The 24,934-nt window shown below is 70.1% G+C and carries 22 protein-coding genes and 3 pseudogenes; 15 read left to right on the top strand and 10 right to left on the bottom strand.

Annotation, left to right across the window (positions count from 1 at the left end; translation table 11 throughout):
• The first annotated feature begins 2 nt into the window (after nt 1-2).
• A pseudogene (locus B1L07_15100) lies at nt 3-1,174 on the top strand (acyl-CoA dehydrogenase).
• A gap of 67 nt (nt 1,175-1,241) precedes the next feature.
• Nucleotides 1,242-2,471, top strand: a complete 1,230-nt coding sequence (locus B1L07_15095) for a CoA transferase (GenBank protein ID AUZ56633.1) — start codon at nt 1,242-1,244, stop codon at nt 2,469-2,471.
• A gap of 18 nt (nt 2,472-2,489) precedes the next feature.
• Here B1L07_15095 and B1L07_15090 read toward each other — a convergent pair whose 3' ends face one another.
• The 3 genes from B1L07_15090 to B1L07_15080 all read right to left on the bottom strand — a co-directional run bounded on the left by B1L07_15090 (nt 2,490) and on the right by B1L07_15080 (nt 4,047).
• Entirely contained in the window at nt 2,490-2,957 is a 468-nt protein-coding gene (locus B1L07_15090; GenBank protein ID AUZ56192.1) for a hypothetical protein, read from the bottom strand.
• 88 nt (nt 2,958-3,045) lie between these two features.
• Nucleotides 3,046-3,525 (bottom strand): tRNA (uridine(34)/cytosine(34)/5-carboxymethylaminomethyluridine(34)-2'-O)-methyltransferase TrmL, encoded by a 480-nt coding sequence (locus tag B1L07_15085; protein AUZ56191.1) that lies wholly within the window; start codon nt 3,523-3,525, stop codon nt 3,046-3,048.
• Nucleotides 3,526-3,651: 126 nt separating this feature from the next.
• On the bottom strand, nt 3,652-4,047 hold the full coding sequence (locus B1L07_15080) for a hypothetical protein (protein AUZ56190.1): 396 nt from the start codon (nt 4,045-4,047) through the stop codon (nt 3,652-3,654).
• 428 nt (nt 4,048-4,475) lie between these two features.
• Here B1L07_15080 and B1L07_15075 point away from each other — a divergent pair, with 428 nt between their 5' ends.
• The 3 genes from B1L07_15075 to B1L07_15065 all read left to right on the top strand — a co-directional run bounded on the left by B1L07_15075 (nt 4,476) and on the right by B1L07_15065 (nt 8,982).
• A complete protein-coding gene (locus B1L07_15075) occupies nt 4,476-7,334 on the top strand; it encodes a peptidase M16 (GenBank protein AUZ56189.1) in 2,859 nt (952 codons plus the stop codon).
• Nucleotides 7,335-7,436: 102 nt separating this feature from the next.
• On the top strand, nt 7,437-7,748 hold the full coding sequence (locus B1L07_15070) for a hypothetical protein (protein AUZ56188.1): 312 nt from the start codon (nt 7,437-7,439) through the stop codon (nt 7,746-7,748).
• 217 nt (nt 7,749-7,965) lie between these two features.
• Complete coding sequence (locus B1L07_15065; GenBank protein AUZ56187.1) at nt 7,966-8,982, top strand: 3-oxoacyl-ACP synthase III; 1,017 nt, start codon at nt 7,966-7,968, stop codon at nt 8,980-8,982.
• 267 nt (nt 8,983-9,249) lie between these two features.
• Here the strand turns inward: B1L07_15065 and B1L07_15060 are convergent.
• Together B1L07_15060 and B1L07_15055 are read right to left on the bottom strand one after the other, a co-directional pair.
• Nucleotides 9,250-9,977: pseudogene (locus B1L07_15060) on the bottom strand (hypothetical protein).
• A gap of 154 nt (nt 9,978-10,131) precedes the next feature.
• A complete protein-coding gene (locus B1L07_15055; GenBank protein ID AUZ56186.1) occupies nt 10,132-10,719 on the bottom strand; it encodes a uracil-DNA glycosylase in 588 nt (195 codons plus the stop codon).
• Between the two features lie 188 nt (nt 10,720-10,907).
• Between B1L07_15055 and B1L07_15050 the strand changes: the two genes are divergently transcribed.
• Both B1L07_15050 and B1L07_15045 read left to right on the top strand, forming a co-directional pair.
• Entirely contained in the window at nt 10,908-11,552 is a 645-nt protein-coding gene (locus B1L07_15050) for a hypothetical protein (GenBank protein ID AUZ56185.1), read from the top strand.
• A gap of 130 nt (nt 11,553-11,682) precedes the next feature.
• Nucleotides 11,683-12,573 carry an alpha/beta hydrolase gene (locus B1L07_15045; GenBank protein AUZ56184.1) on the top strand — a complete coding sequence of 297 codons (891 nt, stop codon included), beginning with the start codon at nt 11,683-11,685 and terminating at the stop codon, nt 12,571-12,573.
• Between the two features lie 178 nt (nt 12,574-12,751).
• On the opposite strand, the gene B1L07_15040 is transcribed toward B1L07_15045, so the two are convergent.
• The gene (locus B1L07_15040; GenBank protein ID AUZ56183.1) at nt 12,752-13,168 is read right to left on the bottom strand and encodes a zinc/iron-chelating domain-containing protein; all 417 of its coding nucleotides are present in this window, start codon (nt 13,166-13,168) and stop codon (nt 12,752-12,754) included.
• A gap of 102 nt (nt 13,169-13,270) precedes the next feature.
• Between B1L07_15040 and B1L07_15035 the strand changes: the two genes are divergently transcribed.
• From B1L07_15035 to B1L07_15025, 3 genes are all read left to right on the top strand, one after another.
• Nucleotides 13,271-14,923 (top strand): peptide synthase, encoded by a 1,653-nt coding sequence (locus B1L07_15035; GenBank protein ID AUZ56182.1) that lies wholly within the window; start codon nt 13,271-13,273, stop codon nt 14,921-14,923.
• Nucleotides 14,920-15,918, top strand: coding sequence for a 3-beta hydroxysteroid dehydrogenase (locus B1L07_15030; GenBank protein ID AUZ56181.1), 999 nt, complete (start codon nt 14,920-14,922; stop codon nt 15,916-15,918). The genes B1L07_15035 and B1L07_15030 overlap by 4 nt, the downstream gene beginning before the upstream one ends.
• A 103-nt stretch (nt 15,919-16,021) precedes the next feature.
• Entirely contained in the window at nt 16,022-16,177 is a 156-nt protein-coding gene (locus tag B1L07_15025; protein AUZ56632.1) for a DUF1328 domain-containing protein, read from the top strand.
• Between the two features lie 27 nt (nt 16,178-16,204).
• Here the strand turns inward: B1L07_15025 and B1L07_15020 are convergent, their stop codons facing one another.
• Nucleotides 16,205-17,416 (bottom strand): MFS transporter, encoded by a 1,212-nt coding sequence (locus B1L07_15020; GenBank protein AUZ56180.1) that lies wholly within the window; start codon nt 17,414-17,416, stop codon nt 16,205-16,207.
• Nucleotides 17,417-17,478: 62 nt separating this feature from the next.
• Nucleotides 17,479-18,582 (bottom strand): D-alanine--D-alanine ligase A, encoded by a 1,104-nt coding sequence (locus tag B1L07_15015; protein AUZ56179.1) that lies wholly within the window; start codon nt 18,580-18,582, stop codon nt 17,479-17,481.
• A 208-nt stretch (nt 18,583-18,790) separates the two neighbouring features.
• Between B1L07_15015 and B1L07_15010 the strand changes: the two genes are divergently transcribed.
• The 4 genes from B1L07_15010 (at nt 18,791) to B1L07_14995 (ending at nt 22,606) form a co-directional block, all read left to right on the top strand.
• Entirely contained in the window at nt 18,791-19,438 is a 648-nt protein-coding gene (locus tag B1L07_15010; protein AUZ56631.1) for an SCP2 domain-containing protein, read from the top strand.
• Nucleotides 19,435-21,102 (top strand): ubiquinone biosynthesis regulatory protein kinase UbiB, encoded by a 1,668-nt coding sequence (locus B1L07_15005; protein AUZ56178.1) that lies wholly within the window; start codon nt 19,435-19,437, stop codon nt 21,100-21,102. The genes B1L07_15010 and B1L07_15005 overlap by 4 nt, the downstream gene beginning before the upstream one ends.
• Nucleotides 21,099-21,773 (top strand): fluoroquinolone resistance protein, encoded by a 675-nt coding sequence (locus B1L07_15000; GenBank protein ID AUZ56177.1) that lies wholly within the window; start codon nt 21,099-21,101, stop codon nt 21,771-21,773. The genes B1L07_15005 and B1L07_15000 overlap by 4 nt, the downstream gene beginning before the upstream one ends.
• Nucleotides 21,774-21,856: 83 nt before the next feature.
• Entirely contained in the window at nt 21,857-22,606 is a 750-nt protein-coding gene (locus tag B1L07_14995) for a pseudouridylate synthase (protein ID AUZ56176.1), read from the top strand.
• 100 nt (nt 22,607-22,706) lie between these two features.
• Here B1L07_14995 and B1L07_14990 read toward each other — a convergent pair whose 3' ends face one another.
• Both B1L07_14990 and B1L07_14985 read right to left on the bottom strand, forming a co-directional pair.
• On the bottom strand, nt 22,707-23,096 hold the full coding sequence (locus tag B1L07_14990) for a hypothetical protein (protein ID AUZ56175.1): 390 nt from the start codon (nt 23,094-23,096) through the stop codon (nt 22,707-22,709).
• 68 nt (nt 23,097-23,164) lie between these two features.
• Nucleotides 23,165-24,124, bottom strand: coding sequence for a hypothetical protein (locus B1L07_14985; GenBank protein AUZ56174.1), 960 nt, complete (start codon nt 24,122-24,124; stop codon nt 23,165-23,167).
• 540 nt (nt 24,125-24,664) lie between these two features.
• Between B1L07_14985 and B1L07_14980 the strand changes: the two are divergent.
• Nucleotides 24,665-24,841: pseudogene (locus B1L07_14980) on the top strand (hypothetical protein).
• The last annotated feature ends 93 nt before the right edge of the window (nt 24,842-24,934 follow it).

The following is a 24,934-nucleotide window of genomic DNA, read 5'->3' as shown; positions in this document are numbered from 1 at the left end:
CAATGACTTTGAAGACCCTCAACCCCTTCGACCTGTTCGATGTGCGTTCGCTGCTGAGCGAGGAAGAGCGCGCCGTGCAGGACTCCGTTGCCCGCTTCACCGACGAACGCGTGCTGCCGATCATCGGCGACTGTTTCGACCAGGGCCGCTTCCCCGACGAGCTGATCCCGAGATCGCCGACATGGGCCTGCTGGGCAGCACGCTGCCGGAGCAGTACGGCGGCGCCGGCCTCAATGGCGTCAGCTACGGCCTGATCTGCCAGGAGCTGGAGCGCGGCGATTCCGGCCTGCGCAGCTTCGTCTCGGTGCAGAGCTCGCTGTGCATGTACCCGATCTACGCCTACGGCTCGGAAGAGCAGCGCATGCGCTGGCTGCCGGACATGGCGCGCGGCAAGGTCATCGGCTGCTTCGGCCTGACCGAGGCGCATGGCGGCTCGGACCCGGCCAGCATGAAGACCCGCGCGGTCAAGGACGGCGGTGACTGGATCATCAACGGCTCCAAGATGTGGATCACCAACGGCTCGGTGGCCGACATCGCCATCGTCTGGGCCAACACCGACGAGGGCGTGCAGGGCTTCGTCATCGAGAAGGGCACCCCGGGCTTCACCGCGCAGGAGATCAAGCACAAGATGAGCCTGCGCGCCTCGGTGACGGGCGCGCTGTTCTTCGACAACGTGCGCGTACCCGACGCCAACCGGCTGCCCAACGTCAAGGGGCTCAAGGGCCCGCTGGGCTGCCTGACCCAGGCCCGCTACGGCATCACCTGGGGCCCGATCGGCGCGGCCATCGCCTGCCTGGACGAAGTGCTGGCCTACACCAAGGAGCGCATCCTGTTCGGGCGTCCGGTGGCGGCCACCCAGAGCGCGCAGATCAAGATGGCCGACATGGCCCGGCGCATCACCGCCGGCCAGCTGCTGGTGCTGCAGCTGGGCCGCCTGAAGGATGCCGGGGAAATGCAGCCGCAGCAGGTGTCGCTGGCCAAGTGGAACAACTGCCGCCTGGCCATCGACATCGCCCGCGAGTGCCGCGACCTGCTGGGCGGCGCCGGCATCACCACCGAGCACGCGGCCATCCGCCATGCGCTGAACCTGGAGTCGGTGATCACCTATGAAGGCACCGAAACCGTGCACCAGCTGGTGGTCGGCCGCGAACTGACCGGCATCAACGCGTTCTGAGCGGTATCGCGACGAACGCTGGACGCCCCGGAAGCCGCGCTTCCGGGGCGCAATGGGGAACACCGCGATGAACCTGCTCGACGGCGTGCGCGTGCTCGACCTGTCGCGCATCCTGGCCGGGCCGTGGGCCACCCAGGTGCTGGCCGATTTCGGCGCCGATGTCATCAAGGTCGAGCGCCCGGGCGTGGGCGACGACACCCGTGGCTGGGGGCCGCCGTTCCTCAGGGACGCCGCGGGCAACGACACCGCCGAGTCGGCGTACTACCTGTGCGCCAACCGCGGCAAGCGTTCGGTCGCCATCGACTTCACCCAGCCGCAGGGGCAGGCGCTGATCCGCGCGCTGGCCGCGCGCTGCCAGGTACTGGTGGAAAACTACAAGGTCGGCGGGCTGGCGAAGTACGGGCTGGACTACGCCAGCCTGCGCGCGCACAACCCGGCGCTGGTGTACTGCTCGATCACCGGTTACGGCCAGGACGGGCCTTACGCGCGGCGCGCCGGCTACGACGCCGCCATCCAGGCCATCGGCGGATTGATGAGCGTGACCGGTGAACCCGACGACGCGCCCGGCGGTGGCCCGCAGAAGGTGGGCGTGGCCGCGACCGACCTGATGACCGGCATGTACGCGGCCACCGCGATCCTGGCGGCGCTGCGCCATGCCGAACGCACCGGCCAGGGCCAGCAGATCGACCTGGCGCTGCTGGACACGCAGGTGGCGTGGCTGGCCAACCAGGCGTCCAACTGGCTGGTCGGCGGCCAGGTGCCGGGCCGCCAGGGCACCGCGCATCCGAACATCGTGCCGTACCAGGTGATGCCGGCGGCCGATGGCCATTTCATGCTGGCGGTGGGCAACGACGCGCAGTTCGCGCGCCTGTGCGCGGTGATCGGCACCCCGGAGCTGGCCGCCGATGCCCGCTATGCGACCAACAGCGGGCGGGTGGCGCATCGCGCCGTACTGGTGCCGCTGCTGCAGCAGCGGCTGCGCACGCGCAGCGCCGGCGAATGGCTGCAGGAGCTGGAACGGGCGCAGGTGCCGGCCAGCCCGGTCAACCGCATCGACCAGGTCTTCGACGATCCACAGGTCTGCGCGCGCGGACTGCGCATCGACCTGCCGCATGCGGCGGGCGGCAGCGTGCCGGGGGTGCGCAACCCGGTGCGGTTCTCGGCTACGCCACTGCAGTACCGGCAGGCCGCCCCGGTGCTGGGGCAGCACACCGCGCAGGTGCTCGAAGAGGTGCTGTCGCTCGATGCCGTCCGCCTGCGGGCGTTGCGGGCGGCGGGCGTGGTGGGCGGCGGGTGAGTCCGCCGCCACCCGGGGTCAGGGAATTATTTCCGGCCGGCTGATGCCGGTCTTGCGCATGACGTCCTTGCTGCGCTCGCGCGCGGCGGCGCGTTCGGCGACCGTCATGCAGATGGTCTGCGGGCGATTGCTGCCGGTTGGCATTTCCCGGCGGCACACCAGGCGGCTGTCCGCCCTGGCCTTGGCAAGCAGGGTGTTGACCAGTTCCTGGTCGTTGACCACGTCCGCCTGCGCGGCCGGATGCAGGCCGGACAGGACGCCGTCGCTGCCCAGCTTTTCCTGGATGCGCGACAGCGCATTGACCACCTGCGCATGGTCGGCCGGTTTCAGTTCGCTGTAGATCTTGTGTCCGGCCAGCTCGGCCTGGATGCGCTCGATCTGCGCGGCCGTGGGCCGGGTGGTGTCGATGACCGGGTTCGCCGAGGCGCGGAGCGGGCCCAGGGCCACCAGGCCGATCAGCCCGATGGCAATTGCGATGCGCTGCATTGATCCTTCCATTGATTGGCGCATGGGTATGCGGGACCGGCGAGCATACCGGAGCGGCGCCGCCTTTCGTCGTTGCCGGGCGCTGCGGTTACTGGCCGCCGGCGAAGCCGTGCTGGCGCCAGGCCTCGAACACCACCACGGCGACCGAGTTGGACAGGTTGAGGCTGCGGTTGTCCGGCTGCATCGGCAGGCGCAGGCGATGGCCGGCGGGCAGGGCGTCGAGCAGTGCCTGTGGCAGGCCGCGCGTTTCCGGGCCGAACAGGAAGGCGTCGCCGTCGGCAAAGCGCACCGTGTCGTAGCGCACGCTGGCGCGGGTACTCATGGCGAACAGGCGGCTGGGCGCGATCCGCGCCAGCGCGGTGTCCAGGTCCGGATGGACCTGCAGGCGCGCGTATTCGTGGTAATCCAGGCCGGCCCGCTTGAGCTGCCTGTCGCTGAGGTCGAAGCCGAGCGGTTCGATCAGGTGGAGCCGCGCGCCGGTGTTGGCGCAGAGCCGGATCACGTTGCCGGTATTGGGCGGGATCTCGGGCTGGTACAGCAGTACATGGAAAACGGGGGCGACGGTCATCGGCGCAGTTTACGCCGTGGCAATCCGGCTAGGACCTGTCCGCGCCGCTGCAGCCTGCCGCGGGCGAAGCGGTGCCGCGTGCCGGGTACCGCCGTGGCACGGACAGGTCCGGATCGCGATGACGACTCACTTGGCGACCATCCCGTTGGCGACCTGGCCCAGGGTATCGCTGGCCAGCTCGGTAGCCAGCGCCTTGACCTGCTGGGCGTCCGGGCGGACGGTGATGGCCGGCAACGAGACCATCCACTGGCCGATGCTGGCGCCGATCGCCACCGGGGTGTGTGCGGCCAGCTGGGCGGCGGCCTGCTCGGCGGCCAGTTCGACGATCTGGCCGGCGGTCGGGCGCACCTGCACCGACGACAGGGTCGGGATGGCGCTGGAACGTTCGTGCTCGGCCTGGGCCAGCTGGTCGGCGGACGGACGCACCTGCACGGTTTCCAGGGTGACGATGTTGGAGGCATGCGCGGAGGTGGCGAAGCCGGCGGCAAGCGCGAAGGCGATGGCGATGGATTTGGTGTTCATGGCGGGCCTGTTTGGTGTGTTTGAGCGGTGGTGTGGTAGTAAGGTAGTACACCAAATCTCGGGGCGCAAGTGATTTTTTGCTTTCCGTTGATTTGTTCAGCGCCCAGTCATGTTTTGGTTGATCCGGCTGCGCTGCAGGTAACCATGAAGCAGGATACGTGCCACATTTATCTTGTTGATTACTATGTGTTTTATGTCGATGCGCGGTGTCCGCTGTCCGGACGGCGGCGCCGGTGACCGGCGTCCGCGGACATCCGCGCGGCCGTGAATGCCGCAGCGGTCATGACCCACGCAGGCCGCGCGGATGGGAGACGCGGCGCGACAGGACCGCCCCCGTGCCGATCACCCCCCATGACCCATGGCGTATGCGGCCGGCCGGCCCGGGCGGTTAGGATCGGCGTTCATATTCATTGCTCAAGGAAAGTGGGATGAACGCAGCAACACCCCGGACCGCGCTTCTCGCCACCGCGCTCGGCCTTGCCCTGGGCGGATTCGCCGGCCTGCCCCTGCCGGCCGCCGCCAAGGCACCCGCCCCGGCCACGGCCGTGGACATCCCGTTCGAGGAGTTCACCCTGCCCAACGGCCTGCGCGTGGTGGTGCACACCGACCGCAAGGCGCCGATCGTGGCGGTCAACATCTGGTACCACGTCGGCGCCAAGGACGAGCCGTCCGGCCGCACCGGTTTCGCCCACCTGTTCGAGCACCTGATGTTCCAGGGCAGCGAGAACCACCACGGCGAGTTCTTCGAGCCCTTCAAGCAGGTCGGCGCCACCGACCAGAACGGCACCACCAACACCGACCGCACCAACTACTTCCAGAACGTGCCCACCACCGCCCTGGACATGGCGCTGTGGATGGAGTCCGACCGCATGGGCCACCTGCTCGGCGCGATCGACCAGGCCGCGCTCGACGAGCAGCGCGGCGTGGTGCAGAACGAGAAGCGCCAGGGCGAGAACCAGCCCTATGGCCAGGTGTGGGACAAGCTGACCCGTGCGCTGTACCCGGCCGGCCATCCGTACCACCACGGCGTGATCGGTTCGATGAACGACCTCAACGCCGCCTCGCTGGAAGACGTCAAGACCTGGTTCCGCACCTGGTACGGTCCGAACAACGCGGTGCTGGTGCTGGCCGGCGACATCGACGTGGCCACCGCCAAGGAAAAGGTCGCCCGTTACTTCGGCGACATCCCGGCCGGCCCGACCATGGCCCAGCCGAAGGTGGACGTGGCCAAGCGCGCCGCCTCCACCCGCGAGGTGATGACCGACAAGGTGCCGCAGGCACGCATCTACCGCGCCTGGAACGTGGCCCAGGTCGGCACCACCGACATCGACCAGCTGCAGCTGTTCGCGCAGGTGCTCGGTGGCGCCAAGTCCTCGCGCCTGGACCAGCGGCTGCTGCACCAGGACAAGCTGGTGGACAACATCGGCACCATGGTCGGCCCGTCGCAGCTGGGCTCGAACTTCATCATCATGGCCACGGTCAAGCAGGGCGTGGACCCGGCCAAGGTCGAGGCGGTCATCGACGAGGAACTGAAGCGGCTGGTGGCCGACGGCCCCAGCGCCGAGGAGCTGGCGCGCGCCAAGACCGCGTTCCGTGCCGGCTTCATCCGCGGCATCGAGCGCATCGGCGGCTTCGGCGGCAAGGCCGATGCGCTGGCCGAGTGCGCCGTGTACGAGGGCGACCCGGGCTGCTTCCGCGCCTCGCTGTCCAACATCCAGAACGCCAGCGTCGCCGACCTCAAGGCGGTCGGCGCCAAGTGGCTGGGGGTGGGCGACCACACCCTGGTGGTCGAGCCGGGCGAGCGCGTGGCGCTGGCCGAGCTGCCCTCGGGCAAGCCCGCGCCGTTCAACGTGCCGGCGGTCGACCCCAAGTACCGCGTGCTGCCCTCGCAGGTGGACCGCAGCGCCGGCGTGCCGCAGACCGCGACCTTCCCGGAGCTGAAGTTCCCGCAGCTGCAGCGTGCCACGCTGAAGAACGGCACGCGGGTGGTGCTGGCCGAACGCCATGACATCCCGGTGGTGCAGTTCAGCTACGAGTTCCCGGGCGGATTCACCGCCGACCAGGGCCGCAAGCCGGGCACCGCCAACTTCACCATGGGCATGCTCGACGAAGGCGCCGGCAAGCTCGGCTCGCTGGCCTTCGCCGATGCCGCCGACGCGCTGGGTGCGCGCATCGGCGCCGGCGCCTCGCTCGACGGCGCCAATGTCTACCTGTCGGCACTGAAGGAGAACCTGGCGCCGTCGCTGGCGCTGTATGCCGACGCGCTGCGCGCGCCGCGCTTCGACCAGAGCGAGATCGACCGCATCAAGGCCACCTGGATCGCCGGCATCAAGCAGGAGAAGGTCAACCCGAACGCGGTGGCGATGCGGGTGTTGCCGCCGCTGCTGTACGGCAAGGGCCATCCGTACGCCATCCCGTTCACCGGCAGCGGCGACGAGGCGGCGATCCAGGCGCTGGGCCGCGACGACCTGCTGTCCTTCCACAAGGACTGGGTGCGCCCGGAGAACGCCACCCTGGTCGTGGTCGGCGACACCACGCTGAAGGAGATCGTGCCGCTGCTGGACCGCCAGCTCGGCGACTGGAAGGGCGAGGGCCCGGCGCCCAAGGTGGCCGCACCGGCTGCGGTCGCGCGCCCGGACAAGGCCCGCGTGTACCTGATCGACCAGCCCGGCGCGGTGCAGGCCAACCTGTTCGCCGGCCAGGTGGTGCCCTCCACCATGGACGCCGGGGCGACCCGTTTCGACATCGCCAACGGCGTGCTGGGCGGCGATTTCACCTCGCGCCTGAACATGAACCTGCGCGAGGACAAGCACTGGTCCTACGGTGCCCGTTCCAGCGCCAGCGGCGCGCTGGGGCAGCGGCCGTGGATGGCGGTGGCGCCGGTGCAGATCGACAAGACCGGCGACGCGATGAAGGAAATGCAGGCCGAGATCAGCCAGTTCGCCAGCGGCCAGCGGCCGCCGACGACGGACGAAGTCGCCCGCATCCGCAACATCCAGACGCTGAGCCTGCCGGGCGCCTACGAGACCGCCTCGGCGGTGATGAACACCATCGGCGGCATCGTGCGCTACCAGCGCCCGGACGACTACGTGTTCAAGCGCAAGGCCGAGATCGAGGCGATGACCCCGGCGCAGGTGGCCGAAGCGGCGCGGACGCTGGACCCGGCGCGGCTGACCTGGGTGGTGGTCGGCGACCTCAAGCAGACCGAGGCACCGGTGCGTGCGTTGGGCCTGGGCGAGGTGACCGTGATCGACAGCGACGGCAACCCGGTGCCGGCCGCCAAGTGATGCAGCACCATCGCGGCCCGCTCCCCCGGGAGCGGGCCGCGGATCATCACCGATTCATCCATACCCGGCACAATCCGTTCCGATTCCAACAAGGACCTGTCCATGCGCGCTCTGCTCCTTACCGCCCTGATTGCCAGCACCGCCGCCTGCACCTGGGTGCCGATCGAAAGCGGTGGCAAGGCGGTGCGCGTGCTGCCGGCCGGTCCGGTGGCGCCGGGCTGCGTGGCCAAGGGCGAGATCGTGGTCTCGGTCAAGAGCAAGGTCGGCTTCTACAACCGCAACCCGCTGCGCGTGCAGGAAGAGCTGGAAACCCTGGCGCGCAACGAGGCGCCCAGTGCCGGTGCCAACGCGATCCAGGCCCTGGCCGCGCCGGCCGACGGCAGCCAGCGCTACGCCGCCTGGCAGTGCCGCTGACGCGACGCGCGCGGGCCCGCGCCAGCGTCGCCCGCCCGCGTTGGGCGGGGCCGCCACCGGCGTACGCGGCGCCCGGAAGCACGCCCGCTGCCGGGCATCGGGCCGATCGGGTGCCGGTCCGCTCCCCATACGCAGCGGCCGCAAACCGTTAAAGATGCGTCAAACCCGGGCAGCCGCTAGAATGGCGCCCCCTTCGCCTGAGTCCTGGCGCCTTCCGATGCCCTTCCAGAATGTCTCCATCGCGGGACTGGCGCATGTCGACGCGCCGCATACCCTGACCTCCAAGGAAATCAACGAGCGTCTGCAGCCGACGCTGGACCGTCTGGGCATCCGTGCGGACATGCTGGGCGATGTCGCCGGCATCCATGCGCGCCGCCTGTGGGACCCGGGTACGCAGGCGTCCGACGCGGCCACCCTGGCCGGGCGCAAGGCGCTGGAGGACGCCGGCGTGTCGCCGGACCGTATCGGCCTGCTGGTCAACACCTCGGTCAGCCGCGACTACCTGGAGCCGTCCACCGCGTCGATCGTCTCGGGCAACCTGGGCATCGGCGAGGACTGCGTCACCTTCGACATCGCCAACGCCTGCCTGGCCTTCATCAACGGCATGGACGTGGCCGCGCGCATGATCGAGCGCGGCGACATCGACTATGCGCTGATCGTCGACGGCGAAAGCTCCAACCTGGTCTATGAAAAGACCCTGGAGCGGATGAGCGCGCCCGACGTCACCGCGCAGCAGCTGCGCGACGAGTTCGCCGCGCTGACCACCGGCTCCGGTGCCGCCGCCATGGTGCTGGCCCGCGCCGAGCTGGTGCCCGACGCGCCGCGCTACAAGGGCGGCGTGACCCGCGCGGCCAACCAGTGGAACAAGCTGTGCGTGGGCAACCTGGACCGCATGGTCACCGACACCCGGCTGCTGCTGATCGAAGGCATCAAGCTGGCCACCAAGACCTTCGAGGCCACCCGCCAGGCGCTGGGCTGGGCGGTGGACGAGATCGACCAGTTCGTCATCCACCAAGTCAGCCAGCCGCATACCAACGCCTTCATCAAGGCGTTCGGCATCGACCCGAAGAAGGTGATGACCATCTTCGGCGAGCACGGCAACGTGGGCCCGGCGTCGGTGCCGATCGTGCTGAGCAAGCTGCGCCAGCTGGGCAAGCTGAAGAAGGGCGACCGCGTGGCGCTGATGGGCATCGGCTCGGGCCTGAACTGCACCATGGCCGAGGTGGTCTGGTAAGCCAGCGGCTGCGTTGCCGCAATGGCCCGCCCGGCCGTACCGGTGTGAGCCCCTGAAACGCCCGCAAGCCGCACTTGCGGGCGTTTTACGTGACAGCACCCGCCGCGCAGGTCGGCGCCAGCCAGGCGCCTGGCGGAGGCGGGGCCCGCGGCCCGCACTACCGGGGCGGGAGCGCGTGGCGCGATCCCCGGCCCGGTGTCCCGCGTCCGGGCTGGTCGTGGCTCCGTCGCCCGGCAGCGACCGGCTGGGCAGGCTTGCCGGGCGCGCTCAGTTCAGCCCGCAGCACTTCTTGTATTTCTTTCCGCTGCCGCAGGGGCAGTCGTCGTTGCGGCCGGGTCCGGCGTCGCGGCGGATCGGCACGCGCGGGTCAGGGTATCCACGCGGTGGTGGTTGAGGTCGGCCAGCATCGCCGGCAGTTCCATGCAGATATCCAGGCGTTCGCGATAGCTGACCCTGGCCGGCGGGGCGTCGGGGTTCTCCGGATCGATCCGTTCGCCGCTGGCCAGCTGGTCGAGCAGGTCGAAGATCTCCTCGATCCATGCGTGTTCGTCCAGCCACGCGTCCCATTGCGCTTCATGCAGCATGACCGCGGTGAAAAAGCCCATCGCCCAGTCCCGGCCGACATCCAGCTCGGATTCGTCCAGGGCTTCCTCGGCCTGCTCCGGGTCCTCCGGCAACCACATCAGCGGCGCGAGATGGTCGGGCAGGTCGTCGCCCTCGAACCGCGCGCGCGCGGCGCACATGTTCCAGTGGCCCATCAGCAGGTCCTGTACCTGCAGGGCTTCGTCCTCGTCGTTCCAGCGCGGTGCCTGGCCGCCCCAGACCTGCGGCTGCCATTGGCCCGGCGGTGCAGCCACCGGCGCGACGACCAGGGCCGACAGGAAGCCGTCCAGCGCTTCGAGGTTGAGGCCCTTGAAGGGCACCGCGCGCTGTTCGAGCAGGCTGGACAGCCGTTCGATCTGGTGGTCGTCGAGGAAACTGGGAGGCGTGGACATGGCGGCCGCTCGGTGGGGTGGGCGTGCATGGTAGTCGCTGCGGGCCTGGATCCCGCATCCGCGCGGATCGCAGCGGATCGGGCCGGCAGGCGCGACGTTCCGCTTTAGCTGTATCCGGCGCTGGTCGGCATGGGGATCGCGGTGCTCGGCCGGCTCAGCCGGCCAGCGCGTCGGCCACCCGCGCGCGCAGTACCGGCAGCAGGTCGCTTTCGAACCACGGGTTGCGCACCAGCCACAGCCGGTTGCGCGGGCTGGGGTGGGGCAGCGGCAGCACGCCGCGCTGCAGGTGCTGGCGCCAGGCCTGCACGGTCCCGGTGAGCGTGCGGCCGCGTCGGTCGCCGAGCAGGCCGGCCTGTGCGTACTGGCCGATCGCCAGCGTGAGGCGCAGTTGTTCCAGCCGTGGCAGCAACTGCGGATGCCACGTGGGGGCGCATTCGGGGCGCGGCGGCAGGTCGCCGTTGCTGCCGGTGCCGGGGAAGCAGAAGCCCATCGGCACGATGGCGACCCTGGCGGCGTCGTAGAACGTCGGCCAGTCGATCCCCAGCCAGCCGCGCAGGCGCTCGCCGCTGGGATCGTTGAAGGGAATGCCGGTCTCGTGCACCTTGCGCCCCGGCGCCTGGCTGACGATCAGCAGGCGCGTGCCCGGCGAGGCCTGCAGCACCGGACGGCAGCCCAGCGGCAACTGCGCCTGGCAGAGCCGGCAGGCGCGGATGCGTGCCATCAGCGCATCGAAGTCGTGCATGTCCTTCTTCCTCTCCCATGGCTGGAGGCATGCGCGGGCGGTACGCCTGTGCCTGGATTATGCTCGGAGCGCGAAGCGCGCTTGCCGGCTTCGCGCTATCGAGCCATCAGGGGGCGTCATGGAAAAAAAAAAGGGACAACGACAAGGGTGCTGCGGTGGAGAAGAGCGATCCGCCGGCACGGCAGGGGATGGTCCGGCGCGCGCTGGGCTGGTACTGGGGACAACGCGACAGCGCGAGCAAGGGCGAACCGGTCAAGCGCACGCTGGTGGCGCTGGCCCTGCTCGCGGTGGGCGTGGCGGGCAGCGAGGCCTATGGCCATGTGCGCGACAAGTTCCGCGATCCGGACGCCTATCTGGTGCGCATGAAGGAAGACCAGGACGCCGCGTTCAAGAAACTGCAGGACAGCCTGGGCGCGCTCGGCAGTTCGGTGGACGGCGGCGGACGCGCGGCGCTGGCCGAGGTGAAGGGGGCGGTCGGGGAGATGAAGGCCATGAACGCGGGCCTGTTCGCCCAGCTGTCGCTGGCCAGGCAGGAGAACGAGCGGCTGTCGCAGGTGGCCGGCCGGCAGTCGGGGGTCCAGGGCGGTTACGACATCATCCTGTCCGAGAACACGGGGATGGCGCTGGACGCGTCGTCGGTGCTGGGCGTGCAGATGATCCGCTCCTCCAGCGCCCAGGTCAGCATCAGCGCGGGTGGGCAGGACGACCAGACCAGGTGGCTGAAAAGCGGGGATTCCATCGCCTACCAGAGCGCGGCCGGGCAGAGTTGCCGGGTGATCCTGCTGTCGATCGGGTCCGCCTCGTCGGCGTCGTTCAAGACGAGCTGCGGCTGAGCGGCGCGTCCGAACTGGTCAATCCGGCGGTTTGGCACGACAATCTGACGCGCCCGCAACGGGCCATCCGTCCATCGTCCGCCGCCGGCAGCGTCCGCGGCGGACGTATCCGATCCAGACAGGTCCGCGCTTGAACTTTCCCGGTTACCCCGCCACCCGCCACCGTTTCGATGTCCGCCCCGGCCTGTCGATGAACTACATCGACGAAGGCCCGCGCGACGGCGAGGTGGTCGTGATGCTGCACGGCAATCCGTCGTGGAGCTACCTGTGGCGGCACCTGGTCAACGGCCTGAGCGATAAATATCGCTGCATCGTCCCCGACCACATCGGCATGGGCCTGTCCGACAAACCGGACGACAGCCGCTACGACTACACCCTGCAGTCGCGGGTGGACGACCTCACCGCGCTGCTCGACCACCTCGGCATCCGCGGCCCGGTGACGCTGGCGGTGCATGACTGGGGCGGCATGATCGGCTTCGGCTGGGCGCTGGCCCACCATGCCCAGGTCAGGCGGCTGGTCATCACCAACACCGCGGCGTTCCCGCTGCCGGCGGAGAAGCCGATGCCGTGGCAGATCGCCATGGGCCGGCACTGGAAACCGGGCGAGTGGTTCATCCGCACCTTCAATGCGTTCTCGGCCGGCGCCTCGTGGCTGGGCGTGTCGCGGCGCATGCCGGCCGACGTGCGCCGCGCCTACGTGGCGCCCTATGACAGCTGGGCCAACCGCATCGCCACCATCCGTTTCATGCAGGACATCCCGCTGTCCCCCGCCGACAAGGCCTGGCCGCTGCTGGAGCGCGCCGCCGCGGCGCTGCCGTCCTTCGCCGACCGCCCGGCATTCATCGCCTGGGGCCTGCGCGACATCTGCTTCGACCACCACTTCCTTGCCGGCTTCCGCAAGGCGTTGCCGCAGGCCGAAGTGATGGCCTTCGAGGACGCCAACCACTACGTGCTCGAAGACAAGCACGTCGTCATCGTGCCGGCGGTGCGGGCCTTCCTGGAGCGCAACCCGCTCGACTGAGCCTCGGCGTGCCCCTGCCCTGCTCCTGCAACGCGACGGCCTGGCGCCATCTGCGACCAACGAAGCGCCCCCTTGGGTCAAGGGCGCGCGCCGACAGGCGCGGGGGATCTGGAAAAGGGTGAGCCGGGGCCCGCGGTTTGCAATGCAAACCGTGGGGTGGCGCAGCGCGAATCCGCGCTCAAGCCGCGCGTGGCGAGGACGGGCTGTTGCCGCTGTCGTCCGGATGGTCGTCGTTGTCGGCGTCGTCGCGCCAGCGCCAGTCGGCCAGGGTCAGCGGCGCCATGCCATGGGCGATGCGCGCGCGGTCGCACTGCGAACTGGCCTTGCCGTATTCCCACGAGGCATCGACCTCGCGGCATACGCTGGGGCGGTTGGGGTGGATGCTGCAGCGCGAATACACGCCGATCTCCGAATCCAGCGCCACGCAGCGGATCGGGTCCGAATAGGTGCCGCGCATACACAGCCGGTGCGCATCCAGGCGTTCGGTCAGCTGGTGCGGCACGCCGCCTTCGGTGACCTCGTCCGATTCCATCCAGTGGAAGGCGACGCGGTACTGGGTGCAGCAGGCGCCGCAGGTGAGGCAGGGATGGAGCATGGCGGCCGGCCTTCGGGCGGCGGTGCGGGCGGGAGGAGGTGGAAAATTTTCCACGCGGCCGGGCCACGCGCAAGAATTTTCTTCAGCGGCGACAATAGGAAGATGAACGAACCGTGCAACATCGCCGCGCGCCTGCCGCAACTGGCGCGCGAACGGCCCGACCAGATCGCCATCCGCTGCCCCGGCCGGCCCGGCGCCGGCGGCATGGCCGCCTACGACGTGGCCCTGGACTACCGCACCCTGGATGCCCGCAGCGACGCCATCGCCGCCGGCCTGGCCGCCCATGGCATCGGCCGTGGCGTGCGCACGGTGGTGATGGTGCGCCCGGGGCCGGCGTTCTTCCTGCTGATGTTCGCCCTGTTCAAGATCGGCGCGGTGCCGGTGCTGGTCGACCCCGGCATCGACCGCCGCGCGCTGCGCCAGTGCCTGGACGAGGCGCAGCCGCAGGCCTTCGTCGGCATCGGCCTGGCGCACGTGGCGCGGCTGCTGCTGGGCTGGGCGAAATCGGCCACCCGGCTGGTCACGGTCGGCAGCCGCTGGGGCTGGGGTGGCACCACCCTGGCGAAGATCGAGGCGGCCGGCGCCGGTGCCGGCAGCCAGCTGGCCGACACCGCGCCCGACGACGTCGCCGCGATCCTGTTCACCAGCGGTTCGACGGGGGTGCCCAAGGGCGTGGTCTACCGCCACCGCCATTTCCTGGGCCAGGTGGAACTGCTGCGCAATGCCTTCGGCATCGAGGCCGGCGGCGTGGATCTGCCGACCTTCCCGCCGTTCGCGTTGTTCGACCCGGCGCTGGGGCTGACCAGCGTGATTCCGGACATGGACCCGACCCGGCCGGGCAGCGCCGACCCGCGCCGGCTGCACGACGCCATCGCCCGCTTCGGCGTGACCCAGCTGTTCGGCTCGCCGGCGCTGATGCGGGTGCTGGCCGAGCACGGCCAGCCGCTGCCGACGGTGACCCGGGTGACCTCGGCCGGCGCGCCGGTACCCCCGCAGATCGTGGCCAGGATGCGCGGACTGCTGCCGGCGCACGCGCAGTTCTGGACGCCCTACGGCGCCACCGAATGCCTGCCGGTGGCGGTCATCGAAGGCCGCGAGCTGGAGGACACCCGCGAGGCGACCGAAGCCGGCGCCGGCACCTGCGTCGGCCGCGTGGTGGCGCCGAACGTGGTGCGCATCATCGCCATCGACGACGCGCCGATCCCCGACTGGAGCGGCGTACGCGAACTGCCCGCCGGGCAGGTGGGCGAGATCACCGTCGCCGGCCCCACCACCACCGACAGCTACTACAACCGCCCGCAGGCCACCGCCGCGGCCAAGATCCGCGAGGTGCTGGGCGATGGCGGCGAACGCATCGTGCACCGCATGGGCGATGTCGGCTGGTTCGACGACCACGGCCGGCTGTGGTTCTGCGGGCGCAAGACCCAGCGCGTGGAAACCGCCACCGGGCCGCTGTACACCGAACAGGCCGAGCCGGTGTTCAACACCGTACCCGGCGTGCGCCGCACCGCGCTGGTCGGCGTCGGCGAGTTCGGCAGACAGTTGCCGGTGCTGTGCTATGAACTGCTGCCCGGCGCCGATGCGGCCACGGTCGAGCCACAGCTGCGCACACTGGCCGCACGCCACCCGCACCTGGCTGGCATCGGCCATTTCCTGCGCCATGCCGGGTTCCCGGTCGATATCCGCCACAACGCCAAGATCGGCCGCGAGAAACTCGCCGCCTGGGCCGCCACGCAACTGAAGGAACACGCATGAAGATCCTGGTCACCGGTGGCGGCGGTTTCCTCGGGCAGGCGCTGTGCCGCGGGCTGGTCGAGCGCGGACACGAGGTGCTCAGCTTCAACCGCGGCCATTACCCGGCGCTGGCCACGCTGGGGGTGGGCCAGATCCGCGGCGACCTGGCCGATGCCAGCGCCGTGCGCCATGCCGCCGCGGGCGTGGATGCGGTGTTCCACAACGCCGCCAAGGCCGGCGCGTGGGGCAGCTACGACAGTTACTTCCAGGCCAACGTGGTGGGTACCCGCAACGTCCTCGATGCCTGCCGCGCGCATGGCATCGGCCGGCTGGTGTACACCTCCACGCCGAGCGTGACCCACCGCGCCACCCATCCGGTGGAGGGGCTGGGCGCGGACCAGGTGCCCTACGGCGAGGATTTCCAGGCACCGTATGCGGCCACCAAGGCCATCGCCGAACAGGAAGTGCTGGCCGCCAACGGCCCGGAGCTGGCGACCGTGGCATTGCGCCCGCGGTTGATCTGGGGCCCGGGCGACAACCAGCTGGTGCCGCGCCTGGCCGAGCGCGCCCGCGCCGGACGCCTGCGCTTCGTCGGCGACGGCCTGAACAAAGTCGACACCACCTACATCGACAACGCCGCGCAGGCGCACTTCGACGCCTTCGACCACCTGGTGGCGGGCGCGGCCTGCGCCGGCAAGGCCTATTTCATCTCCAACGGCGAGCCGTTGCCGATGCGCGAGCTGCTCAACAAGCTACTCGCGGCGATGGGCGCGCCGCCGGTGGAGAAGTCGATCTCGTTCAAGGCGGCCTACCGCATCGGTGCGGTCTGCGAAAAACTGTGGCCGCTGCTGCGCCTGCGCGGAGAGCCGCCGATGACGCGCTTCCTCGCCGAACAGCTGTGCACGCCGCACTGGTATTCGATGGAACCGGCGCGCCGCGATTTCGGTTACGTGCCGCGGGTATCGATCGAGGAGGGCCTGCGCCGGCTGCGCGACAGCGTACGGGCGGCCGGCTGAGGCGCGCCGGCGCCCATCATCTGGCGATCACGTCCCCGTCACCGTGCCGCCACCGCGCTTTGCCGAGGATGGAGCCCGGGTTCTCACACAAAGGGAGATGCTGATGCTCCACTACGCCGTCGTGTTCTTCGTCATCGCCATCATCGCCGCGCTGCTGGGTTTTTCCGGCATTGCCGGTGCCGCCAGCAACATCGCCTGGATCCTGTTCGTGGTGTTCCTGATCCTGGCGGTGATCTCGCTGTTCCGCAAAAAGGGATGACCCCGCAGGCGCAGGGATGGCCCCCGCTCAGGGCGTGGGGCCAGTTTCCTGCGGCAGCATGCGCTGGAGGACGGGCAGCCCGGCCAGGCACAGGGCCGCGAACACGCCCCCGGCCCAGAAGGTCGCCGACGGCCCCCAGGCATCCCACAGCGCGCCGGCGATGAGGCTGGCCGCGAGCAGGGCGACGCCGCTGACCAGGTTGAACATGCCGTAGGCGGTCCCGCGCAGGTCGGCCGGCGCGGTGTTGGCGACCATCACCGACAACAGCCCCTGGGTCATGCCCATGTGGATGCCCCACAGCGCGACGCCGGCCATCACCATGCCCCAGTGCCGCGCCGTCGCCAGCAGCACGTCGGACACGATGAGCACGGCCAGGCCCCCGCCCAGCAGGTGGACATGGCTCAGCCGGTCGGAAAGCCTGCCGAACGGGTAGGCGCTGGCGGCATAGACCAGGTTCATCGCCACCATCACCAGCGGCACCAGCGCCACCGCGATGCCCACCTGTTGGGCGCGCAGCACCAGGAACGCTTCGCTGAAACGGGCCAGGGTGAAGACCGCGCCCAGTGCCACCACCCACCAGTACGTCCCGTGCAACCGGCGCAGATTGTCGCGGCGGATCGGATTGCCGCGCCGCACGCCGTCCTGGCGCGGCGGCTCGCGCACGCCCAGCGCCAGCACCGCCACCGCGAGCAGCCCGGGAATCACCGCCACCCAGAACACCGCGCGGAAATCGTTGGCCCACAGCAGCATCAGTCCCACCGCCAGCAACGGCCCGACGAACGCACCGACGGTGTCGAGCGACTGCCGCAGCCCGAACGCGGCGCCGCGGATCGCGGCCGGGGTGATGTCGGCGATCAGCGCATCGCGCGGTGCACCGCGGATGCCCTTGCCGACCCGGTCGGTGAGGCGCGCGGCCACGATGAGCCCGGCGCCGGGGGCGAGGGCGAACAGCGGTTTGCTGAGAGCGCCCAGCGCATAGCCCAGCAGCGCCAGCGCCTTGCGCCTGCCCAGCCAGTCGCTGAGCACGCCGGAGAACACCTTGACGATCAGCGCGGTGGCCTCGGCCAGCCCTTCAATCAGGCCGACCGCCAGCGCCGTGAGGCCGAGCGTGCCGACCATGAACATCGGCAGCAGGCTGTGGATCATCTCCGAGGAGATGTCGGTCAGCAGGCTGACCAGGCCCAACGCCCAGACCATGGCCGGGATGCGCGGCAATGGGCGTGGGGGCCGGGCGGCCATGCGCGCAACGGCTCCCGGTCAGGCCCGCGGCGCGCGATGGCCGGCGGCGCGGGCGGCCATCATCAGGCGCCAGTGATCGAGCTGCGCAGCGCCTTGTCGGCGGCGTGGCGCTCCAGCGCCAGCTCCACCAGGCGGGTGATCAGCGCGGTGTAGTCCAGCCCGCTTGCGCCCCACAGCTTGGGATACATGCTGATGCGGGTGAAGCCGGGCAGGGTGTTGATCTCGTTGATGACCACCTCGCCGGCCGGGGTCAGGAACACGTCCACCCGGGCCATGCCGGCGCAGTCCAGCGCCTGGTAGGCACGGATGGCGATGGCGCGGATGCGTTCCTGCGCTTCGGCCGGGATGTCGGCCGGGATCACCGTCTCGGCGCCGTTGGCGCTGATGTACTTGGTGTCGTAGGCGTAGAAGTCGTCGTGCACCACCACCTCGCCGCAGACGCTGGCCTCGGGGTGGTCGTTGCCGAGCACCGCGCACTCGATCTCGCGGCCGACGATGGCCGATTCCACCAGTACCTTGTGGTCGAAGGACAGCGCCAGCGCCATCGCACGGGCGAACTCGCCGGCATCGCGCACCTTGCTCACGCCCACCGACGAACCCTGGTTGGCCGGTTTGACGAACAGCGGGGTGCCCAGCCGCGCGACCAGCGTGTCGTAGTCGGCGCTGGCCGCGGTGGCGCGGCTGAAGCACACGAACGGCGCCACCGGCAGGCCGGCATCGCGCAGCAGGCGCTTGGCCACGTCCTTGTCCATCGCCACCGCCGAGCCGAGCACGCCGGAGCCGACGAAGGGCAGGTTGGCCATGCGCAGCAGGCCCTGCAGCGAGCCATCCTCGCCCAGCGTGCCGTGCACGATCGGGAACACCACGTCGATCTGCGCCAGCGCCGTGGCCGGGTCGCTGGGCACCAGCTGCGCCTGCTCGCGGCCGGGCAGCACCGCCAGCGCGTTGCCGGAGCGGTTCAGCGCGATCTTCGCCGGGTCGCCGGGGTTGAGCAGGAACTGCTGCGGGTCGCTCAGGTGCCAGTGGCCCTGCTTGTCGATGCCGATCAGGCTGACGTCGAAGCGCTCCTTGTCCAGCGCGTCGAGGATGTTCTTCGCCGACTGCAGCGAGACCTCGTGTTCGGCCGAACGACCGCCGAAGATGATGCCGACCCGGGTCTTGCCCATTGCCTGTTGCTCCTGCCGATTGCACTGATGCGGGTGTGCATAGCATGGGGGAATGGCCGGGAATGGGGAACAGGCAAAGGCGCGGACGGGCTCGCCGGTGCCCGGCGCGTTCACCTGCCCGCCCCGGTGCGCGGCACCCCCCCATCCGCCGCGACCGGGCAGTCCGCGTTCGCCATTCCCGCGTTCCCGCTTCGGTAGAATGCCGCGCATGCCTGCATCCCCCTTCAAGTTCATCAAGCCGCTGGCCGGCCGCGCGCTGGAAACGGCGCTCAACCGTGCGCTGGCACTGGACCCCGATACCCGCGCCGCGCTGGCGCCTCTGGACGGCCGGCGCATCGCCCTGACCCTGGAGTCGCCCGCGCTGGCACTGCAGATCGGGGTGGCCGGGCAGCGCCTGACGGTCGGCCCGGTGAACGCCGCGCAGGAGCCGGACCTGGCCGTGCGCAGCACCCTGGGCGGGGTGTTGGCGCAGCTGCCGCTGCTGGCCAACGCGCGGCGCAGCGCCGGCGCGGCACCGGCCGGGCGGGTGAAGGTATCCGGCGACGCCGAACTGGCGCGGCGCCTGCAGCAGCTGGCCACGCGTTTTGATCCGGACTGGCAGCAGCCGTTCGTGGCGGTGTTCGGCGAGGTGCTGGGGGCACAGGTGGCGCAGACCCTGCGCGCGGCGCTGGCGCAGGCCCGTCGCAGCGCCACCGACCTGGCCCGGACCGCGGCCGAATACGTGACCGAGGAATCGCGCGACGTGGTGCCGCGGGCCGAACTGGATGCCTTCCACGATGACGTCGATGCGATCCGCGACGACGTCGAACGCCTGGCCGCGCGCGTGGCCAGGCTGCGCAGCGGGGGCCGGGCATGAAGGCGACCCGCGCGATGTTCCGCGCCAGCCGCATCGGCCGGGTGATGCTGCGCTACCGGCTCGACGACCTGTTCGACGGTACCCCGGCCGAACGCTGGCTGCGCATCGCCAGGCCATTCGTGCCGCGCGCGCGCGGCGACATCGCCTCGTTGCCGCGCGGCGCGCGCCTGCGCCTGGCGCTGCAGGAGCTGGGGCCGATCTTCGTCAAGTTCGGGCAGATCCTGTCCACCCGCCGTGATCTGGTGCCGCCGGACGTGGCGGTCGAACTCACCCTGTTGCAGGACCGGGTGCAGCCGTTTGACGGCGAGCGCGCGCGGCAGATCGTCGAGCAGGCGCTGGGCCGGCCGGTTGCCGAGGCGTTCGCCAGCTTCGACACCGTGCCGCTGGCGTCGGCCTCGATTGCGCAGGTGCACGCGGCCACCCTGGCCGGCGGCCGCCAGGTGGTGGTCAAGGTGCTGCGCCCGGACATCGAACGGCAGATCGACGCCGACATCGCGCTGCTGCGTTCGCTGGCCGCGCTGGTCGAGCGCACCCACCCGCGTGCGGACAAGATCCGCCCGCGCGAGGTGGTGGCGGAAATCGAAACCACCTTGGCCGCGGAGCTGGACCTGCAGCGCGAGGGCGCCAACGCCAGCGTGCTGCGCCGCTTCTGGCAGGACTCGGACGACCTGTACGTGCCCGAGGTGATCTGGAGCCACACCGCCGAGCGCGCGCTGACCCTGGAGCGGGTCTGGGGCATTCCCTCGGACGACATCGCCGCGCTGGACGCGGCCGGCATCGACCGCAGCGCGCTGGCCGCCAAGGGCGTGCGCGTGTTCTACACGCAGGTGTTCCGCGACAACTTCTTCCATGCCGACGCGCACGCCGGCAACATCTGGGTCGATACCGACCCGGCGCGGCGCGACAACCCGCGCTTCATCGCGCTGGATTTCGGCATCATGGGCCAGCTCTCGGAAGAGGACCAGTACTACCTGGCCGAGAACTTCATGGCCATCTTCAACCGCGACTACCGGCGCATCGCCGAACTGCACGTGCAGGCGCGCTGGATGCCGGCCACCGTGCGCATCGACGACCTGGAGGCGGCGGTGCGCGCGGTGTGCGAGCCGTACTTCACCCGCCCGCTGTCGCAGATCTCGCTGGCCGAAGTGCTGCTCAAGCTGTTCCGCACCGCGCAGCGCTACCAGCTGACCCTGCAGCCGCAGCTGATCCTGCTGCAGAAGACCCTGCTCAACATCGAGGGCGTGGGCCGCCAGCTCGACCCGCAGATCGACATCTGGGCGGTGGCCCGGCCGGTGCTCGAGCGCATCCTGCGCGAGCGCTACAGCCCGCGCCGCGCGCTGCGGGAGCTGCGCCGCCGGTTGCCGGAGATCATGACCCGCACCCCGGACATGCCGGTGCTGGTGCATGCCTGGCTGCGCCAGCAGGTCGAGGGCCAGCATGCCTTGTCGATGCGCTCGCGCGACATCGTCAACCTCGACCACACCCTGCAGCGCATGCAGCGGCGCGTGGTCACCGCGGTGGCCGGTGCCGGCCTGCTGGTGGTGGCGGCGCTGCTGCACGGCCTGCATGCCGGCGGCCCGCAGTGGGCCACGGTGCCGCTGTGGTCGTGGATCAGCGGCGGCGTGGGTGCGCTGGCGCTGGCCTCGGCATGGCTGCGGCGATGAGCGCCGGCGCCGCCACGGCAGCCACGGTCGTCAGCAACGCGCGCATCGACCGGGACCGCTTCACCGGTGCCACGGTTGCCAGCACGCATTTCCGCAACTGCGATTTCTCCGGTGCCGACCTGACCGGCACGACGTTCGTGAACTGCGTTTTCTACGATGCGGACACCCAGGCCGGTTGCCGCTTCAACGGCGCCCAGCTCAAGGAAGCCCGTTTCCACCAGTGCGACCTGAGCCTGTGCGGTTTCGCCTTCGCCAAGGCGCTCGGGCTGGAGATCGTGGAATGCCGGGCGCAGGGCGCGGATTTCTCCAGGGCCAGCTTCATGAACCAGATCACCGCGCGCAGCTGGTTCTGCAGCGCGGTGATCCGCCAGTCCAATCTTGCCTATGCCGATTTTTCCGGGGTGACGCTGGAGAAGTGCGCGCTGCCGGACAACCGCTGGACCGGCGCCAACGTCGCCGGTGCGAGCTTCAGCGGCTCGGACCTGTCCGGCGGGGATTTCTCGGCGCTGGACTGGTGCTCGGCCGACTTCACCCACTGCGACCTGACCGCCTCGGAACTGGGCGACCTGGACCTGCGCGTGGTCGACCTGGAAGGTGCGCGGCTGGACACCCTGCAGGTCGCGCAGCTGATGCTGCGCATGGGCATCACCGTCGCGCCGATGAAGTCCTGACGCCCGGCGTCTTCCCCGCTCCGCTGCAACGGGGCTTCCACGAACCGGGCGCGCACGGCGTGCCCGAGCAGGTATGCCGAACCATGGACCACGACACCACGCCATCGCTGCCCGACCGGACGTTGCCGGTGCTGTATGCCGACGACTGGCTGGCGGTGGTCGACAAGCCGGCCGGGCTGATGGTCCACGACAGCAAGCTGGCGCGCGGCGAGGACGACTTCCTCGCCGACCGCCTGCGCGAACAGCTGGGCCGGCCGATCTTCCTGATCCATCGCCTGGACCGTGCCACCAGCGGCTGCCTGCTGCTGGCCTTCGACCGCGACACCGCCAGTGCGCTGGGCAAGACGCTGATGGGCGGCGACGTCGGCAAGCACTACCTGGCCGTGTGCCGCGGCTGGCCGGCGGAGGACGCCTTCAGCGTCGACCACGACCTCGACGGCGGCCCCGGCAAGCCGCTGAAGAAGCCGGCCGTCACCCACTTCCAGAAACTGCTGACCGGCGAGTTGCCGGTGCCGTCCAACGGCTTCCCGACCTCGCGCTACGCGCTGCTGCGCTGCCAGCCGCGGACCGGGCGCTTCCGCCAGATCCGCCGCCACCTGAAACACGTGTTCCACCACCTGATCGGCGACACCAGCCACGGCGACGGCCGCCACAACCGCACGTTCCGCATGCACGGCGTGCACCGTATGCTGCTGCACGCGCAGCGGCTGTCGTTCCCGCACCCGCAGGACGGGCGCCGCATCGAGGTGAGCGCGCCGCTGGACGCGGAGTTCCGCAAGGCGTTCGCGCTGCTGGGCTGGGACCAGGACGCGCTGGACCCGCGGCGCGACTGATCCGGCAAGCCGCCGCGCGTGCGCCCAGCCGCGAGCCGGCAAAGCGGCCTTCCGCGGCGGCGCTGGATGCCTCTGCCGGTGGCCGGCAAGCGCCGCTGGATCAGCGGCCGGCGGCCAGCGCGGCCAGCACGATCAGCGCCACGCTGCAGGCGAAGCCGCCCAGCCACGCCAGGCTGCGCGGCAACGGCTTGTCGCCAACATAGAGCACGCCATGCAGGACGCGGAACACCACGAAGGCGATGGCCAGCGGATTGACCGTCGCCGGGTCCACGCCGGCCAGCTGCGCCAGGATCACGCCGGCGGCGAACGGGGCGAAGTTCTCGAACGCGTTCAGGTGCGCGCCGTTGGCGCGCTGCACGAGGTAGTTGTCGCTTTTGGCGACCCAGGCGCGTGGATTGCGGTTGTTGTAGCCGGGCCGCATCTTGGCCACCGCCACCCAGACGTAAGGCAGGATCGCGGCGATCAACACACACCAGTAAGCGGTCGACATGGGCTGCTCCTTCCGGGAAAGGTGCAGCCTAGCCGATGCCGCCGCCCGTTGTCGGCTCCCCGCCCGGCCTAGCGGGAAGCGTCCGCCGGTTGCTTCAGCCGCTCCAGCAGCGCGTTGACCTCGGCGTTGTCCGGGGCCTGGGCGTGCAGCCGCTCGAGCAGGGCGCGCGCCTGCTCCGTCCGGTCCTGCCGGTAGAGCACCTGGGCCATGCCCTGCATCGCGTCGTTGTCGTCGGGCGAGAGCCTGAGCGCCTGCTCGAACGCGGTGGACGCGCCCTCCAGGTCGTCCAGGCGCAGCAGCGCGAAGCCCAGGCCACCCCAGGCGTCGGCCTTGGGATCGGGCATCAGCGTGGCCCGCCGGAACGCATCGCGCGCCAGCACGTTCTCGCCGCGGCGCAGCTGGACCCAGCCGGTGAGCACGTACGCGGCATAGTCCATCGGCTGCACGGTGGCCAGTTCGCGCAGGGCGCCCGCATAGTCGTCCTGCTCGTACAGGCCCTGGGCGCGTTCGTTGGCCAGCTGTCGATCGCTGCGCCCGTGTTCGAGCGAGCCGTCGAACTCGCTGGTGGCGGCCTGGCCGGCGTGCTGCTCCAGGTAATCGCGCACGCTGGCGGCGCGGTGCAGTCCCAGATAGCAGTGGATGTAGACCGTGCCCGGGCTGGCGATGGCGGCGTCGGCCGCGGCGCGCGAATTGCGTTCGTAGTCGGCGCCGAAGCGCTGCCCGAGGATGCTGCCCATCGGGAAATTGAGTACCCGCATGCCCAGGCGCGCGGCACGTTCCTTTTCATCGTCGAGCAACGCCGCCTCGTAGGGCAGTTGCGGGTTGAGCAGGCTGATGATGGTGGTGATGCCCTCGGCCTTGAGCCGGTGCATGTCCGCATCCACCGGGTAGGGACCGAACACGAAGCGCGCACCGGTCACCGATTGCTGGGCGCGCCACGGCTGCACCACGAAGCTGGCCGGGTGCAGCAGGACCCAGACGCCGGCGGCACCGCCGAGCAGCGCCAGGCATGCGCCGAGGATCAGCACCTTGTTTCTTAACGATTTCTTCATCTTCCCACTCCCGATGCAGTTGCACGTTGGTGAGCATGTGTGATTATTGTGACTCAAGTCACAAAAACTTTGCATCTTTTTGCCGGTATTAGCCTAGAGATATTCCAACGCGGACATGGATGCCGCTTCTGTGACAGGGAGAAGAACATGGACAGTCTTTTGCACGGTTCGCCGGTAGTGGTGATTGCATTCTGGGTTGCGGTGCTGACCATCACGATGTCCTGTCTGCTGCTGGCCGGGGTCGTGCTGCTGAGGATGCGCGCGTTGCGGCGGGAAAAGCGCGATTTCCGCGAGCGCGAGCACTGGATGCAGGTACTGAATCAGGAGCTGGCCGGCGCCTCCCCGCCGTTGCGCCGGCTCGACGCGCGCCAGGCGCACGGGTTCATCGAGGCGTGGAACACGATCCATGAATCGCTGCCCGAGGCCGATTCGCGCCGGCTGGCGGCGCTGGGCGAGCGGGTCGGACTGGTCGAGGCCGCGCGCCGGCAACTCGATGGACGCTACCACGACCGCGCGATGGCGATCATCGCCCTCGGCCACCTGCGCGACCCGCGGCTGTTCGACGAGCTGTCCGGCTTCCTCGAGAACCCCAGCCCGATCGTGTCGCTGTGCGCCGCGCGCGCGCTGGCGCAGATCGACCCGCCGCGGGCGATGGCGCTGTTCGTGCCGATGATCGCCTCGCGCGAGGACTGGTTCCCGGGCAGCGTGGCGCGGATCCTCACCGACAACCACGACGGCAGCGCGGCGCGCGAGCTGTCCAGCGTGCTGTTGCGCGCCAACAGCGAC

It is taken from the genome of Stenotrophomonas acidaminiphila, from assembly GCA_002951995.1.
Taxonomy (GTDB): domain Bacteria; phylum Pseudomonadota; class Gammaproteobacteria; order Xanthomonadales; family Xanthomonadaceae; genus Stenotrophomonas; species Stenotrophomonas acidaminiphila_A.
The sequence above is the reverse complement of the archived record's forward strand: the minus strand, read 5'-3'. Positions and strand labels throughout refer to the sequence as shown.

Excerpts from the sequence above, each read along its gene's own strand:
- B1L07_15040 (AUZ56183.1), bottom strand. The coding sequence starts at position 13,168 with ATGCTCCATCCCTGCCTCACCTGCGGCGCCTGCTGCACCCAGTACCGC.
- B1L07_15090 (AUZ56192.1), bottom strand. The coding sequence starts at position 2,957 with ATGCAGCGCATCGCAATTGCCATCGGGCTGATCGGCCTGGTGGCCCTG.
- B1L07_15015 (AUZ56179.1), bottom strand. The coding sequence starts at position 18,582 with ATGGGCAAGACCCGGGTCGGCATCATCTTCGGCGGTCGTTCGGCCGAA.
- B1L07_15020 (AUZ56180.1), bottom strand. The coding sequence starts at position 17,416 with ATGGCCGCCCGGCCCCCACGCCCATTGCCGCGCATCCCGGCCATGGTC.
- B1L07_14995 (AUZ56176.1), top strand. The coding sequence starts at position 21,857 with ATGGACCACGACACCACGCCATCGCTGCCCGACCGGACGTTGCCGGTG.
- B1L07_15075 (AUZ56189.1), top strand. The coding sequence starts at position 4,476 with ATGAACGCAGCAACACCCCGGACCGCGCTTCTCGCCACCGCGCTCGGC.
- B1L07_15050 (AUZ56185.1), top strand. The coding sequence starts at position 10,908 with ATGGTCCGGCGCGCGCTGGGCTGGTACTGGGGACAACGCGACAGCGCG.
- B1L07_15030 (AUZ56181.1), top strand. The coding sequence starts at position 14,920 with ATGAAGATCCTGGTCACCGGTGGCGGCGGTTTCCTCGGGCAGGCGCTG.
- B1L07_15065 (AUZ56187.1), top strand. The coding sequence starts at position 7,966 with ATGCCCTTCCAGAATGTCTCCATCGCGGGACTGGCGCATGTCGACGCG.
- B1L07_15085 (AUZ56191.1), bottom strand. The coding sequence starts at position 3,525 with ATGACCGTCGCCCCCGTTTTCCATGTACTGCTGTACCAGCCCGAGATC.
- B1L07_14990 (AUZ56175.1), bottom strand. The coding sequence starts at position 23,096 with ATGTCGACCGCTTACTGGTGTGTGTTGATCGCCGCGATCCTGCCTTAC.
- B1L07_15095 (AUZ56633.1), top strand. The coding sequence starts at position 1,242 with ATGAACCTGCTCGACGGCGTGCGCGTGCTCGACCTGTCGCGCATCCTG.
- B1L07_15025 (AUZ56632.1), top strand. The coding sequence starts at position 16,022 with ATGCTCCACTACGCCGTCGTGTTCTTCGTCATCGCCATCATCGCCGCG.
- B1L07_15055 (AUZ56186.1), bottom strand. The coding sequence starts at position 10,719 with ATGCACGACTTCGATGCGCTGATGGCACGCATCCGCGCCTGCCGGCTC.
- B1L07_15010 (AUZ56631.1), top strand. The coding sequence starts at position 18,791 with ATGCCTGCATCCCCCTTCAAGTTCATCAAGCCGCTGGCCGGCCGCGCG.
- B1L07_15080 (AUZ56190.1), bottom strand. The coding sequence starts at position 4,047 with ATGAACACCAAATCCATCGCCATCGCCTTCGCGCTTGCCGCCGGCTTC.
- B1L07_15070 (AUZ56188.1), top strand. The coding sequence starts at position 7,437 with ATGCGCGCTCTGCTCCTTACCGCCCTGATTGCCAGCACCGCCGCCTGC.
- B1L07_15000 (AUZ56177.1), top strand. The coding sequence starts at position 21,099 with ATGAGCGCCGGCGCCGCCACGGCAGCCACGGTCGTCAGCAACGCGCGC.
- B1L07_15035 (AUZ56182.1), top strand. The coding sequence starts at position 13,271 with ATGAACGAACCGTGCAACATCGCCGCGCGCCTGCCGCAACTGGCGCGC.
- B1L07_15005 (AUZ56178.1), top strand. The coding sequence starts at position 19,435 with ATGAAGGCGACCCGCGCGATGTTCCGCGCCAGCCGCATCGGCCGGGTG.